This is a genomic window from Aureimonas ureilytica DSM 18598 = NBRC 106430, assembly GCF_000382705.1.
Taxonomy (GTDB): Bacteria; Pseudomonadota; Alphaproteobacteria; order Rhizobiales; family Rhizobiaceae; genus Aureimonas; species Aureimonas ureilytica.
Window position 1 is genome coordinate 137,371 of sequence record NZ_ARQE01000001.1, and the last position, 14,459, is coordinate 151,829.

11 protein-coding genes and 1 pseudogene are annotated in these 14,459 nt (G+C 69.1%); 8 read left to right on the plus strand and 4 right to left on the minus strand.

Translation table 11 applies throughout. From position 1 onward, the window contains the following. The first annotated feature begins 33 nt into the window (after positions 1 to 33). Positions 34 to 1,302 (plus strand): ABC transporter substrate-binding protein, encoded by a 1,269-nt coding sequence (locus B146_RS0100680; RefSeq protein WP_019994477.1) that lies wholly within the window; start codon positions 34 to 36, stop codon positions 1,300 to 1,302. A 45-nt stretch (positions 1,303 to 1,347) separates the two neighbouring features. Here the strand turns inward: B146_RS0100680 and B146_RS0100685 are convergent, their stop codons facing one another. Next, the gene (locus B146_RS0100685) at positions 1,348 to 2,655 is read right to left on the minus strand and encodes an NAD(P)/FAD-dependent oxidoreductase (protein ID WP_019994478.1); all 1,308 of its coding nucleotides are present in this window, start codon (positions 2,653 to 2,655) and stop codon (positions 1,348 to 1,350) included. Positions 2,656 to 2,803: 148 nt separating this feature from the next. On the opposite strand from B146_RS0100685, the gene B146_RS0100690 reads away from it, so the two are divergent. Continuing rightward, positions 2,804 to 3,547, plus strand: a complete 744-nt coding sequence (locus B146_RS0100690) for a GntR family transcriptional regulator (protein WP_019994479.1) — start codon at positions 2,804 to 2,806, stop codon at positions 3,545 to 3,547. Positions 3,548 to 3,611: 64 nt separating this feature from the next. Here the strand turns inward: B146_RS0100690 and B146_RS0100695 are convergent, their stop codons facing one another. Both B146_RS0100695 and B146_RS0100700 read right to left on the minus strand, forming a co-directional pair. Then, the gene (locus B146_RS0100695) at positions 3,612 to 4,781 is read right to left on the minus strand and encodes a pyridoxal phosphate-dependent aminotransferase (RefSeq protein WP_026358211.1); all 1,170 of its coding nucleotides are present in this window, start codon (positions 4,779 to 4,781) and stop codon (positions 3,612 to 3,614) included. A gap of 34 nt (positions 4,782 to 4,815) precedes the next feature. Then, on the minus strand, positions 4,816 to 5,202 hold the full coding sequence (locus B146_RS0100700; RefSeq protein ID WP_019994481.1) for a RidA family protein: 387 nt from the start codon (positions 5,200 to 5,202) through the stop codon (positions 4,816 to 4,818). 284 nt (positions 5,203 to 5,486) lie between these two features. On the opposite strand from B146_RS0100700, the gene B146_RS0100710 reads away from it, so the two are divergent. From B146_RS0100710 to B146_RS0100720, 3 genes are all read left to right on the plus strand, one after another. Continuing rightward, entirely contained in the window at positions 5,487 to 6,614 is a 1,128-nt protein-coding gene (locus B146_RS0100710) for an aminotransferase class V-fold PLP-dependent enzyme (protein ID WP_019994483.1), read from the plus strand. A 57-nt stretch (positions 6,615 to 6,671) separates the two neighbouring features. Then, positions 6,672 to 7,469 carry an ABC transporter substrate-binding protein gene (locus B146_RS0100715; protein WP_019994484.1) on the plus strand — a complete coding sequence of 266 codons (798 nt, stop codon included), beginning with the start codon at positions 6,672 to 6,674 and terminating at the stop codon, positions 7,467 to 7,469. 87 nt (positions 7,470 to 7,556) lie between these two features. Beyond that, a complete protein-coding gene (locus B146_RS0100720) occupies positions 7,557 to 8,231 on the plus strand; it encodes an amino acid ABC transporter permease (RefSeq protein ID WP_019994485.1) in 675 nt (224 codons plus the stop codon). Positions 8,232 to 8,746: 515 nt separating this feature from the next. On the opposite strand, the pseudogene B146_RS28165 reads toward B146_RS0100720, so the two are convergent. Then, positions 8,747 to 9,848, minus strand: a pseudogene (locus tag B146_RS28165) (IS3 family transposase). A 322-nt stretch (positions 9,849 to 10,170) separates the two neighbouring features. Here B146_RS28165 and paoA point away from each other — a divergent pair. The 3 genes from paoA to paoC are packed head-to-tail and all read left to right on the plus strand — an operon-like array spanning position 10,171 to position 13,980. Further along, positions 10,171 to 10,818, plus strand: a complete 648-nt coding sequence (gene paoA / locus B146_RS0100730) for an aldehyde dehydrogenase iron-sulfur subunit PaoA (protein WP_081630865.1) — start codon at positions 10,171 to 10,173, stop codon at positions 10,816 to 10,818. Next, entirely contained in the window at positions 10,815 to 11,765 is a 951-nt protein-coding gene (locus B146_RS0100735; RefSeq protein ID WP_019994488.1) for an FAD binding domain-containing protein, read from the plus strand. The genes paoA and B146_RS0100735 overlap by 4 nt, the downstream gene beginning before the upstream one ends. A 4-nt stretch (positions 11,766 to 11,769) precedes the next feature. Next, the gene (gene paoC, locus B146_RS0100740; protein ID WP_019994489.1) at positions 11,770 to 13,980 is read left to right on the plus strand and encodes an aldehyde oxidoreductase molybdenum-binding subunit PaoC; all 2,211 of its coding nucleotides are present in this window, start codon (positions 11,770 to 11,772) and stop codon (positions 13,978 to 13,980) included. Positions 13,981 to 14,459: the final 479 nt, after the last annotated feature.

Genomic DNA, 14,459 nt, shown 5'->3' on the forward strand with positions numbered 1-14,459 from the left:
GCGCCGGCCGCACATCCCAAGGAGACGCATGTCATGAAGCCCCTATCCACCGGCGCGGCGCTGACGGCGCTCCTCCTCTCGTCGGCCGCGCTCCCCGCCGCCGCGCAGACCAATCCCTGCACCGTCACGGTCGGCGTCGTGATGGAACTGACAGGCCCGGCCGGCGCCTACGGCCAGGCCGGCGCGAAATCGGTCGAGATGGCCTTCCGAGACATCAACGAGGCCGGCGGGGCTGCCGGATGCACGCTCGCCACCGACACGCGCGACAGCCAGAGCCAGGGCAACGTCGCGGTGGATCAGGCGACGCAGCTCGTCAATATCCGCAAGGTGCCGGTGCTGATCGGGGGCATCATCTCCTCGGTCTCGATCCCGATCCTGACCTCCGTCACCGCCCCGGCCGGCGTCGTGCAGGTCTCGCCCGCCTCCTCCTCGCCGACGCTGACGAACCTCGCCACCGAGGGCAAGACGAACGGCGCCTTCTTCCGCACCATCACCTCCGATGCGCTCCAGGGCACGGCGGCGGCGAAATACGCGATCGACCAGGGCCTGAAAAAGCTCGCCATCGTCCACGTCAACAACGACTTCGGCGTCAACATGGTCCGGGAGTTCGAGACCGCCTACAAGGCGCTCGGCGGCACGGTCACGTCGGTCACGCCCTACAACGAGAAGCAGGCGAGCTATACGTCGGAAGCCACCGCCGCCATGACGGGCGACCCGGAAGGGCTCTATCTCGTCAGCTACCCCGTCGATGGCGCGACCATCGCCCGCGCCTGGATCAGCCAGGGCGGGGCGCCGACCTTCCTCCTCAACGACGGCATGAACTCGGCCGACTTCATCAAGGCCGTCGGCCCGCGCTATCTCGACAACGCCTACGGCACCTCGTCGGGCACGAGCCCGACGAAATCGACCGAGTATTTCAACACCAACTACAAGACCTTCTCCGGCGGCATCGACCCGGCCGCGCCCGCCGCCGACCGCTCCTACGACGCGGGCGCGATCGTCGGGCTGGCCATCGCCAAGGCCGGCAAGCCCGAGGCCGCCGCGATCAAGGACGCGATGCGCCAGGTGGTCGATCCCGCCGGCGAGCCGATCTATGCCGGGCCGGAGGAGTTCAGACGAGCGTTGGCGCTCATCAAGGACGGCAAGCCGATCCGCTACGAAGGCGTCATCGGCCCGGTCGAGTTCGACAAGAACGGCGACATCACCGGCCCCTTCCGCCTCTGGCGCATCCAGAACGGCGAGGTGACGACGATCGGCGAGATGTCGGCGGACGAGGTCGCCAAGGTGAAGGCCGGCCAGTAGGAGCCGACCCGGCCGCCCCTTCCTTCGAGGGGCGGCCTTCATTCTTCAAGGCTCGCGGCCGAGCCGCCGGTCCTGCCAGCGCGCTTGGGCGATGGCGAAGGAGGGCGCGAGGCGCGCCATCGGGGCGAAGGGCAGGCGGCGGGCCGGGCCGCTGGGCACGGGCAGCGCCTCCGGCGCAACCCCGCAGGCGGCATCCGCCAGAACCTCGCCGAGCATGGCGGTGAGCGCGACGCCGCGCCCGTTGCACCCGATGCCGCCGAGGAAGCCCGGGCCGAAGGTGAAGACGCGCGGCAGGAAATCGAGCGTCATCGCCGCGCGCCCGGTCCAGACGTGCTCGAGCTCGGGGGCGGCGTCGAGGCGCAGTTCGGTCGCGAGGCGGCGCGCGATCATCCGCCCCATGCGGGCATGGGCGCCCAAGGGAAACATCGACATGCCGCCGCTGATCAGCCGGTTCCCGGCGTCCAGACGATAGGTGAAGAGGTTGGCACGCGTGTCGGCGGCGGGATGGCGGCCGGGCGCGATGCGCCGTGCGATCTCGGGCGCGAGCGGTACGGTGGCGGCCTGATAGACCTGGAGCGGCACGGTGGCGTCGGCGAGGCGCCGCGCGACGCCGGTGCGGAAGGCGTTGGTGCACAGAAGCACCTGGGCCGCGTGAAGGGAGCCGCCCGCGTGGCGAAGCCGCCAGCCGGCGCCGTCCGGCTCTACCGCCTCGACGCCGGAGCCCTCGTGGATCGTGGCGCCCGCCGCCTCGGCCAGCCGGGCGAGGCCCCATGCATAGGCGAGCGGGTTCAGCATGCCCCCGCTCTCGTCGAGAAGCGCCCCCGCGACGCGGCGTGCGCCCGACAGCGCCATCGCCTCATCGCGCTCCAGAAGGCGCACCGGGCGCCCGAGCGCGGCCCAAGCTGCAGCGCGTGCGCGCAAGGTGTCCAGCATCTCGGCGGAATGGGCGAGATGCAGCCATCCCGTCTCCTCGGCCTCGCAGGCGATGGCGCCCTCGCGCGCCGTCTCGAACACGCGGCTGCCGCCGGCCCCGACGAGGCGCAGGAGCGCCTCCCCGCGCTCGCGCCCGAGACGCGCCACGACGGCGGCGGGGTCCGCCTTGGCGAAGTTCGGAACGACGAAGCCGGCATTGACGCCGCTCGCCCCGCTGCCGACCGTTCCGGCCTCCAGCACCGTCACCTGCCGCCCGCGCCGGGCGAGATGCAGCGCGGCGGTGAGGCCGAGGAATCCGCCGCCGATCACGGCGATCTCGCTGGCGCCATCGCCCGGCGGGGGCGGGCGCGGGGCATCGGGCGGCGGTCCGGCGGTTCGCCACCAGAGGGCCCGGCGGTGCTCGGCGTCCTGCGATCCCATCAGCGTTTCCTCCAGAGGCTCGCCGGCCTTGAGCGGCGCTGCCGCCCAGCCGTCCTTGCACGAGGCGCCAAGCCTTCGTAAAGCTCGTTGATCAAACGATCCCCCCGTCCGCGCACGTCCGCCGGACCCTTTTCCCGGAGCCGGCCCGATGCGGCGACCAGCGCCCGTACCCTTCGAGGGCACGCTCCAGCCCGTATCCTCGCGCCGCACGCTGCAGGACGAGGTCCATCACGGCCTCGCCCAGGCGCTGATGGCCGGACGCTTCGATCCCGGACAGACGCTGACCATTGCCGCGCTGGCCGACCAGTTCGGCACGAGCCACATGCCGGTGCGCGAGGCGCTGCGCCGGCTGGCCGCCGAGAACGCACTGGAGGTGTCGACGAGCGGCACGGTGGTCGTCCCTTCGGTCAGCCGCGCCCGCCTCGACGATCTGTGCGACGCGCGCCTCGTGGTGGAGGGCGCGGCGGCCGAGCGGGCGGCGCCGGCGATGACCGCGCCGGTGCTGCGCCGGCTCGACCATCTCGCCCGCGAACATGCCGAGGCGGGGCGCGAGAAGGACGCGGCGGCGATGCTCGCGCGCAACCAGGAATTCCACTTCGGGATCTACGCGGCGTCCGGTTCGCCGGTGCTCATGCAGCTCGCCGGCTCGCTCTGGCTGCGCTTCGGCCCGTATCTGAGGATGCTGACGAAGCAGATGGAGCCGCTCCTCGGGGCCGGCGATATCGAGACCTACACGCGCCACCATCGCGACATCCTCGAAGCGCTGGGCCGCGGGGACGCGGCCGAAGCGGGCCGGCACATGCGCGCCGACATCGCCTCGACACAGACCCTTCTCCAGCCGCTCTGCGCGGTGGAGGAGGCCGCGGAAGCACTTCCAGCGAAAGCCGAATAGGCTCTCGCTTGCCGACAATGCGACAAGGGAGGATCCGGAGTCCGCCCGGTTCACCGGACGGGCTCTAGAGACGATTGAGGAAGGCCCCGATGCGGGCCATGCCCTCTTCCAGCCGCTCGCTCGATTCGGACCCGAAACAGACGCGCAGATGCCCCTCGCCGCCCGCGCCGTAGAAGCTGCCGGCCTCCACCACGACGCCCGCCTCGGCCAGAAGCCGGTCGGCGAGGACCTGGGCGGGCAGGCCGGTGCCCCGGATGTCGGGAAAGGCGTAGATCGTCCCCTCCGGCAGGGCGCAGGTGACGCCCGGCATCTGGTTCAGCCGCTGCACCACGAGGTCGCGCTTGTGGCGGTCCTCCGCGACGAGCCCGTCCAGAACCTCCGGCGGCCCCGTCACGGCGGCGAGCGCGCCGGCCTGGATGAAGGTGTTGACGTGGGTCGCGTCGTTGGCGGTGATCTTGAGGAGGCCCGGCATCGCCCAGCGGGGCGCGGCGAGATAGCCGAGCCGCCAGCCGTCCATGGCGAAGGACTTGGTGAAGGCGAACATCGACACGGTCCTCTCGGCCATGCCGTCGAGCGAGGCGATGGAGACGTGCCGGTTGCCGTCGAAGACGATCTCCTCGTAGACCTCGTCCGACACGACGAGGAGGTCGTGGCGGATCGCGACGTCGGCGAGCGCCTGCAGCTCTTCCCGGGTGTAGACCCGGCCCGTCGGGTTCACCGGGTTGACCAGCACGATCATCCGGGTGCGCGGCGTGACCGCCGCCTCGATCGCCGCCGCGTCGATCGCGAAGCCGCGCGCCGCATCGAGCTTCGCCGTCACCACCCTTGCCCCCGCCAGTTCGATCTTGCCGACATGCTGGGGGTAGTAGGGCTCGAGCAGGATCGCCTCGTCGCCGGGATCGAGCAGTGCCAGGAAGGCGGCGAAGGAGGCGTGGGTCAGGCCGTTGGTGACGAGGATGTCGGACGGGCCGACATCGAGCCCGTTGGCCTCGCGCAGCTTGCCCGCGAGCGCCCGGCGCAGCGCCGGCACGCCCTGGAGGTCGCTGTAGTGGACGTCGCCGGCCCGCAGCGCCCGGATCGTCGCCTCCTTGATATGGGCCGGCGTGTCGGCATGGGGCTTGCCGAGTTCGAGATGGACGAGGTCGCGCCCCTCCCCTTCGAGCGCGGCGGCCTTGGCATACATGCCGAAGCTCTTGGGCGTGGTGGCGGAAATCCGCTGGGCGACGCGTCTCACGGCTTATTGTCCTCTCGGATCGGGGCGAAGCGGATCAGGACCGGCGGCGGAGCGCCGCGACCTCGATCTCGACGAGGATCTCCTCGGCCGGAAAGCCGCAGATGATCGTGGTGTTGGTCGGGCGCGGGTCGCGGAAGGTCGCGCCGAGGATCTCGGAGACGGGCATCACATGCTCGCGCGCGGCGAGATAGACGCGCACCTGCACGACGTCTTCGAGCGTGGCGTCGGCCTCGGCCAGCGCCTCGCCGATCGTCTTGAGGGCCTGGCGCGCCTGCGCCGCCGCGCCGTCCGGAAAGCGCATGGTGGCGGGGTCGTAGCCCGCCGTGCCGGAGACCAGTACCCATTCCCCGTCCACCACCGCGCGGGCATAGCCGGCGATCTCCTCGAACTTCGAACCCGAATAGATGGAGCGTCGCGTCATGGCGGAGGGGTCCTCGGAGGAAGGGCGGGACGGGCATCCGGCGCGATGCGTGGCCGGTGCCGCCACATCGGGGATAACGCCGCGGCGGGGCGCTTGTAAAGTCGTTTGATCAAACGATCGGAGACTGCTAGCGTCTCATTCGAAGCCGTCTTCGGTCCGCCCCCCGTCATCCGCGCGCGGCGCGCCGACGACGCGCCACGACCGATCATCCCCGTTGCAGCCGCCGGACATGCCCGTATGACGCTGAGACCGAACCCATCCTGCCCGACCCCGGCCAGCGGCGCATGAGCGGCTATTTCCTCTACCATTCCATCGGCACCTTCCCCGGCAAGGCCGAGGCGCTGCGCGGGGCGCTGGGGCGCTTCGCCGACGACTGGTCGGCCGAGAACGACGCGCAGTGGCCGACCATGCTGAGCCTGCGCGCGCGCTTCATCGAGACCTGGGCGGGCCTGATCGACGCTCCGGCGGGATCGCTGACGACGACCGAAAGCGTCACCGCCGGGCTCTATGCCCTGATCGGCGCCCTGCCGCGCGAGCGGCTGGCCGGCCGCCGCGTGCTGGTGGCGGCCGATGGCTTCCCGAGCCTCCATTTCCTGCTCCAGGGCCTCGCGCCCCGCTTCGGCTTCACGCTCGACACGGTGCCGCTGCGGCCGGGCGAGCGCTGGGTGCGCGACGAGGACATGCTGGCCGCCTGGGGGCCGGATGTCGGCCTCGCGCTCCTCACCTTCGTCACCTCCACCGCCTCGCACCGCTGCGACATGGGCGCGCTCGCCGCGCACGGCCGCGAGATGGGCAGCCTCACCGTCGCCGACGTGACGCAGGGGATCGGCATCCGGCCCTTCTCGGTGGCGGACGGCGCGATCGACGCGGTGGTCTCGACCTCGCTCAAATGGCTCTGCGGCGTGTCGGGCGCCGGGGTCCTCCAGGTGCGGCCGGACCTCCTCGCGACCTGCCGGCCGGAATTCCGCGGATGGTTCAGCCAGGAAAACCCCTTTTCCTGGGATCTCGACGCCTTCCGCTTCGCGCCCGACGCCCGGCGCTTCGACCAGGGCACGCCCTCGATCCTGCCGGCCGCGGGCTCGCTGCCGGGTCTCGACCATATCCGCTCGCTCGGCCTTCGAACCGTGGCCGCCCAGAACGCCCGCCTGACCGAGCGGATCGTCGCCATGGCCGACGAGGCCGGCCTGCCGCTCGCCTCGCCGCGCGAGGCGGACCGGCGCGGCGGCAGCGTCATGCTGAACCTCGGGGACGCCGCCGCCGGACTCGTCGGCCCCTTGCGCGCGCGCGGCCTGTTCTGCGACGCGCGCGGCCCCGTCCTGCGCCTGTCTCCCGGCCTCGTCACGCAGGAGGCCGACGTCGACCGCCTCTTCTCGGCATTCGAAGACCTCGGCGCCCGTCGCGCCGCCGCTTGATCCCAACCCCTCGTCCCCTCGCCGCACCGATGCGGCGACCGTCATAAGGAGACTTCCATGCTCGACCGGCGCCGCCTCTTCGGTCTTCTCCTTGCCGCCGCGGCCCTCGCGCCGTCGCTGCCGGCCCTTGCCGCCGACCCGATCGTGGTCGGCGCCTATCCTTCCAACCCGCCCTGGGAGTTCAAGAACGACGCCGGCACCTTCGAGGGCTACGAGATCGACGTCGCGACGGAAGCCGCCAAACGCGTCGGCCGTCCGGTCGAGTTCCAGGACCTCGGCTTCCAGGCGCTCTTCGCCGCCACCGCCTCGCACCGCATCGATTTCGCGGTCTCCTCGATCTCGATCACCAACGACCGGCTCCAGAACCAGTCCTTCACCCAGCCCTACTACGACAGCGACGGTACGATTCTCGGCCGCGAGGGCTCGGCGATCGCGAAGTTCGAGGACCTCAAGGGCAAGGTGATCGGCACCGTGTCGGGCACCACCGGCGAGAAGTGGGCCAAGGAGAACGCCGAGACATACGGCATCGCCGAGGTGAAGGGCTACAACGCCCAGCAGGACCTGATGCTCGACATCCAGAACGGACGCATCGACGGCGGTGCGGGCGAGATCGCCGGCTTCCAGTACGCCATGACCAAGATCCCCGGCCTCCAGATCCTGATCCGCATCCCGACGGGCGAGCGCTTCGCGATGATGGCGCCGAAGGACTCGGAGATTCTGCCGGCCGTCAACGACGCCATCTCGGCCATGAAGGCGGACGGGACCCTCGCCAAGATCCACGAGAAGTGGTTCGGCGTCGCACCGGCCGCCGGCACCAGCACGGTCGTCGCCTCCGGCGTGCCCACGGCCCAATAAAGACCCTGCGGCGGCGCGTGGGCTAGGGACGGGGAAGACACCGGACCCGAGGCCCCGCGCCGCCCCTTTTTCGCGCGAGCCGAGACCATGGGGCTGATCGACACCTTCTTCAACACCGCCGTCCTGGCGCGCGCCTTCCCGATCCTCCTGCGCGGGCTCTGGAACACGCTGCTGCTCGGGGCGACGGCGATCGTCTTCGGCTGCCTCGTCGGCCTCGTCGTGTGCCTTGCCCGGCTCTATGCGCCGAAGGTCGTGCGCTGGCTGGCGGTCGGCTATATCGACATTTTCCGGGCCCTGCCGGTCCTCGTCGTCCTGATCCTCCTCTACTACGCCCTGCCCTTCGTCGGCATCCGCCTCTCGTCCTTCGCCTCGGCGGCGATCGCGCTGACGCTCGTCCTGTCGGCCTTCACGGCGGAGGTCTGCCGGGCCGGCATCGAGACCGTGCCGCGCGGCCAGTTCGAGGCGGCGGCGGCCCTCGGGCTTCCCTTCCGCCTGACCATGCGCAAGGTCATCCTGCCGCAGGCCGTGAAGGTGATGATCCCGCCGCAGACCAGCAACTGCGTCTCGGTTCTCAAGGACACGGCGCTGGCCTCCGTCGTCGCCATGCCCGATCTTCTGAAGCAGGCGAACGACGCCCAGGCGATGATGGCCAATCCGACGCCGCTGATCGGCGCCGCCCTGATCTATCTCGCCATTCTCTGGCCCATGGTGCGCCTTGTCTCCTTCCTTGAGATGCGCAGCCGGGGCCGGACAACTCGCTGAATCGGAGCCAGCACAGCGTTTGGTCAAACGTCGAGATACTGGTCTTGTGAATCCTGCGCCATTCGGCCAGCTGGTTCATTCGAGCTTGGGATACTGTCCGCCAGCACCTGCCGCCGCGCTATCGTGGATCGGCTAGAATAAGGGACCCGTTTTTGGCGTGATCGGCGTCCAAACGGAGGCCTGACTCAGATCTGGTGCAGTTTGGCGCCGGGAATGGCGGTGTCTTCTGGGCATCGCTACGATGTCGTGCCGAATTTCGCTTTCAACCGCCACTCCAGCCTGACTCGCCGTTAATCATCAGGAGCTCGTGAACGGCGTCCTGATCGTCACTACCTCGGCGCGAGTACCATCGGCGGCGTGTCCATCCTTCAATCGCCTTTTCCTGGCGGGTTCACAGCCGCTACCACCGGCGCGTCGCTGATCTGCCCCTGCGCGTGGTCAGCCCCCGCTGAGTGGTCCAGCTGTAAAGCTAGTTCAGGGTTGGTTTGGTCCTGACCCGGACTTTGACCCAGGCGTCATGTGAGCTCTCGGGCTTTCTTAAGTTGATCGGCGAACGCGGCCGGGGTCAAGTTGCCCAGGCTCGTATGCGGACGGTGGTGGTTGTCGTCCTCCCGCCAGGCGTCGATCCGGACCCTGGCATCGGCCATGGACAGGAACCAGGAGGCGTTCAGGCGTTCGCTGCGCAGGCGGGCGTTGAAGGCTTCGATGAAGGCGTTGTCCGTCGGCTTTCCAGGCCTCGAGAAGTCCAGCTCGACCTTGTTCAGGTCGACCCACTGGTCGAGCATCCGACCAGCGAACTCGGGGCCGTTGTCCACCCGAATGCTCGCCGGTTTGCCACGAAGGGCGACCAGCCGGTCGAGTTTCTCGGCGATCTGATAGGCCCGGAAGTTCGTCCTCGCACAGGTCGCGAGAGCCTCTCTCGTATGGCAGTCCAGAACCGTCAGGATCCGGAACGGCCGGCCGTCGAACAGCCGGTCCGACACGAAGTCCATCGACCAGACCTCATTGGCGTTCTCGGCCGTGGCCCGACCGATCCGATATCGCGATGACCGGCGGCGCTTCGGGCTGCGCTTGCGGATCGACAGCCTTCCTCGCGGTAGAGCCGGTACAAGCGCTTGTGGTTGATCACCCAGCCCTCGCGCTGGAGCAGGACGTGCAGGCGTCGATATCCGTAGCGGACCCGGCTCGCGGCCAGATCCTTCAACCGCATGCGCAGTGCCGGAGCCGGATCGCGGCGGGACCTGTACCGGTGGGAGGCCCGTCCAAAGCCGTTGGCCTGACAGGCCCGGCGCTCCGACATGGCGAACGCCGCCTGGAAGCGCCGGACTTGCCTCTCGGCGCCGGACGGGCTTCACCATTTTTTTCCAGGGCATCCTGCAGCATCGTCTTGTCCAGGCTGAGGTCGGCGACCAAACGTTCAGCTTGGCGTTCTCCTCCTCGAGCTGCTTCAGACGCCGGATCTCCGACACGCCCATCCCGACGTAGACCTTCTTCCAGCGATAGAACGTCGCTTCGGCGACCCCCATCTTACGGCAGATCTCGCCAACCAGCGTGCCGTTCTCCGCTTAGCCAGAGGGCAAAGGCGATCTGCTCGTTCGTGAACCGTTTCTTGGGCATCGGCTCTCTCCTCTCATCGAGAAATCGTGCCCGAAAATTCTCATGCCGTCCGGACCAGTTTCACGGGTCAGGACCAAGTGTCGAACCCGCGGCCAGTCTGCGTCGCTCGGTGCTACGCATGATCGCATGTCCGTTATCGGCGGTAGTCGGCCGTCCACCTTAGACTAGTTTTAAATTCCGAAGAGGACGGTCGGCTGCATCGGCTCGAGGAAGCCGAGACATGTGCGGATCGGCGTCCTCGAAAGAGCCTCGTGCGAGCGCCACCGCGATCCGCGAACTCCGTTTGAACCCAAGTCGCGGACCCCCAAGCAGCGAGCGATCCATGTCGAGATTTCCAGACCTTGCGTTGAACCGGCGCGACCTCATGACGAGCGCGACGGCCTGCGTCGCCGCCTCGGCCCTGCCGGCATCGGCCTTCGCGCAGTCGGGCGGTCCGGCGGCGCCAAGCGACGAGCCGGTCACATCGGCCGTCGCCTTCACCGTCAACGGGGAGCGCAGGGAACTCGACCTCGACCTGCGCACGACGCTTCTCGACGCGCTGCGCGAGCATCTGAAGCTCACCGGCACCAAGAAGGGCTGCGATCACGGCCAGTGCGGGGCCTGCACCGTGATGGTCAACGGGCAGCGCATCAATTCCTGCCTGACGCTCGCCGTGCTGCACGAGGGCGACGAGGTCATCACGATCGAAGGGCTCGGCACGCCGGAGGCCCTGCATCCGATGCAGGCCGCCTTCGTGAAGCACGACGGATACCAGTGCGGCTACTGCACCCCCGGCCAGATCTGCTCGGCGGTCGCTGTGCTGGCCGAAGTGAAGGCGGGCATTCCGAGCCACGTCACGGCCGACCTGATGGCGGCGCCGCAGGCCACCAACGAAGAGATGCGCGAGCGTATGAGCGGCAATATCTGCCGCTGCGGCGCCTATTCCAACATCGCCGAAGCCATGGCCGAAGTCGCCGGGAGGCCCGCATGAAGTCCTTCACCTTCGAGCGTCCCGCTTCGCCGGCCGAGGCGGCCAAGGCCGCCGCCGCGCGGCCCGACGCCAAGTTCATCGCGGGAGGCACCAACCTTCTCGACCTCATGAAGCTCGAGATCGAGGCGCCGCGCCATCTCATCGACGTCAACCGGCTCGGGCTCGACCGCATCGAGGCGACCGACGAGGGCGGCCTGCGGATCGGGGCGCTCGTGCGAAACACCGCGATGGCGGCGGACAGCCAAGTGCGCCGCGACTACGGCGTTCTGACGCGGGCCGTCATGGCCGGGGCGTCCGGCCAGCTGCGCAACAAGGCGACCACCGCCGGCAATCTTCTCCAGCGCACCCGCTGCCCGTATTTCTACGACACCAACATGGCCTGCAACAAACGCCGACCCGGCTCCGGCTGCGCGGCGCTCGAAGGCTATTCGCGGCTTCTGGGCGTCGTCGGCGTCAGCGATAGCTGCATCGCCACCAACCCGTCCGACATGAATGTCGCCTTGCGCGTTCTCGATGCCGGCGTCGAGACGGTGAACCCCGATGGGCAGACCCGCACGATCCCGATCGCCGACTTCCATCGCCTGCCCGGCGAGACGCCGGAGCGCGACACCGTTCTGGAACAGGGCGAGCTGATCACCGCCGTCACCCTGCCCGCCCCGCTCGGCGGAAAGCACCTCTATCGCAAGGTGCGCGACCGCGCGTCCTATGCCTTCGCCGTCGTCTCCGTCGCTGCCGTGATCCAGCCGGACGGGACGGGCCGCGTGGCGCTGGGCGGCGTCGCGCCCAAGCCCTGGCGCATGGAAGAGGCCGACGGCAGGCTGCGCGAGGGCGCCGGGCCCGCCGCCGCCCGCCTGTTCGCCGATGCGCGCACCACCGAACACAACGCTTTCAAGATTCCGCTGGCGGAGCGCACGCTCGCCTCGGTTCTCACAGAGGCGAGGAGCTGATCCGATGAAGTTCGACACCCCCGCCGGCACCAATCCCATCGACAAGCTGCGCGTCGTCGGCCAGCCGCACGAGCGGATCGACGGGCGCATGAAGGTGACGGGCACCGCACCCTATGCCTACGAGCACCACGACGTCGCGCGGAACGTCGCCTACGGCTACGTCGTCGGCGCCGCCATCGCCAAGGGACGCATCTCGCGCCTCGACAGCACGGCCGCGCGCCGGGCGCCCGGCGTCCTCGCCATCGTGACGCACGAGAACGCGGGCGAACTCGGCAAGGGCGACAAGAACACCGCCAAGCTTCTCGGCGGCCCCGAGATCCAGCACTACCATCAGGCGGTCGCGGTGGTGGTGGCCGAAAGCTTCGAAGAGGCACGCGCGGCGGCTCACCTCCTCGACATCGCCTACGAGGCGACGCCCGGCGCCTTCGACCTCGCGAGCGCCAAGGACGGTGCGCCCGATGCCCCGGCCTCTGACGGGTCGCCGACGCAGACCGGCGCGGGCGACTTCCAGGGCGCCTTCGATGCCGCCCCGGTGAAGTTCGAAGAGACCTACACGACGCCCGACCAGAGCCACGCAATGATGGAGCCGCATGCGTCGCTGGCCGAATGGGAGGGCGACCGGCTCACCGTCTGGACGTCCAACCAAATGATCGCCTGGGGGGCGGCCGATCTCGCCAAGACGCTGAAGGTCGCCCCCGAAAAGGTCCGCATCGTCTCCCCCTTCGTCGGCGGCGGCTTCGGCGGAAAGCTGTTCCTGCGGGCCGACGCGCTGATGGCAGCGCTGGGCGCGAGGGCGGCCGGCCGCCCGGTGAAGGTCGCGCTCTCGCGACCGATCATGGCCAACAACACGACGCACCGCCCCGCCACGATCCAGCGCATCCGCATCGGCGCGCAAAGCGACGGCACGATCACCGCGATCGCGCACGAGAGCTGGTCGGGCGATCTGGAGGGCGGCCAGCCCGAAGTCGCCACGCAGCAGACCCGGCTCCTCTATGCCGGCGCCAACCGCATGACCTCGCTGAAGCTCGCCGTGCTCGACCTGCCCGAGGGCAACGCCATGCGCGCGCCCGGCGAGGCGCCCGGCCTCATGGCGCTGGAGGTCGCGATGGACGAACTGGCCGAGCGCCTCCGTCTCGACCCCGTCGCCCTCCGGATCATGAACGACACGCAGGTCGATCCCGAGGAGCCCTCGCGCCCGTTCTCGCAGCGGCGCTTGGTGGACTGTTTCCGCGAGGGGGCGGAGCGCTTCGGCTGGAGCGCGCGGAACGCCCGTCCGGGTCAGGTGCGCGATGGCCGATGGCTCGTCGGCATGGGCGTCGCCAGCGCCTTCCGCAACAACATGAACATGGATTCGGGTGCCCGCGTCCGGCTCGGACGCGACGGCATCGTCACGGTCGAGACCGACATGACGGACATCGGCACCGGCTCCTACACGATCATCGCGCAGACCGCCGCCGAGATGCTGGGCCTGCCGCTCGATCGCGTGCAGGTGACCCTCGGCGACTCCCGCTTTCCCGTCTCGTCCGGTTCCGGCGGCCAGTGGGGCGCGAACTCCTCGACCGCCGGCGTCTATGCCGCCTGCGTCAAGCTGCGCGAGGCCATTGCGCAGAAGCTTGGGCTCGATCCGAAGGCGGCCGAATTCGTTGGTGGGATGGTCCAGGCCGGCGACCGGCGGATGGCGCTCGCCGAGGCCGCCAGCGGCGGAGACCTCGTCGCGGAGGACACGATCGAGTTTGCGAAGGCGATGTCGAAGGAGAAGCAGCAGTCGACCTTCGGCGCCCATTTCGTCGAGGTCGGCGTCGATAGGGCCACCGCCGAGATTCGGGTACGCCGGATGCTCGCGGTCTGCGCGGCCGGGCGTATCCTCAACCCGATGACGGCGCGCAGCCAGGTAATCGGCGCCATGACCATGGGCGTCGGCGGCGCGCTGATGGAGGATCTGGCGGTGGACAAGCGCCATGGCTTCTTCGTCAACCACGACCTCGCGGGCTACGAGGTGCCCGTGCATGCCGACATTCCACACCAGGAGGTCATCTTTTTGGACGAGATCGACCCCGACGTGTCGCCGATGAAGGCCAAAGGCGTCGGCGAACTCGGCCTTTGCGGCGTCTCGGCGGCGATCGCCAACGCCATCCACAACGCGACGGGCGTTCGTGTAAGGGAATACCCCGTCACTTTGGACAAACTGCTCGAAGGGATGCCCGAACTGGCGTGATCGGTGGTCTATCGACGGGCGCCGGCTCGGACACGGATCATCTCATGTCGAGGCCAACCTCCGGCCACCTGATGCCTGGCGACGTAATCCACTCCCGAGGCGTCGCTCCAGAAAGCCCGAGAGTGGATGACGTTGGCTGACCCAATAGCAATCGGCGGCGGACGCGACGACGTCCGCCGCCGATTGTCCGCTTTTTCCGCATCCGCCTTCGCGAGCAGACTGGCAGCATTCCACCCGAGGTCGCCGACCAGTGCCGGAGAAGCAGACCTCCGGGAGCGGTTCATCCGCTTTCGACCCTGCGAGGACGTTTGTAGGAGGCTATGCGAAGACCGAAAGCGGTCATTGATGCACACTCCAATTCTCACGTTCGCTGGATTGCTCTAAGGTTTGACCTCGTCTAGCAGAAACAAGGGTTTGCCGATCATCGGAAGACCATCAACCCGATGAGATACCTATGCACCGTTTCCCGGCAGGAGATG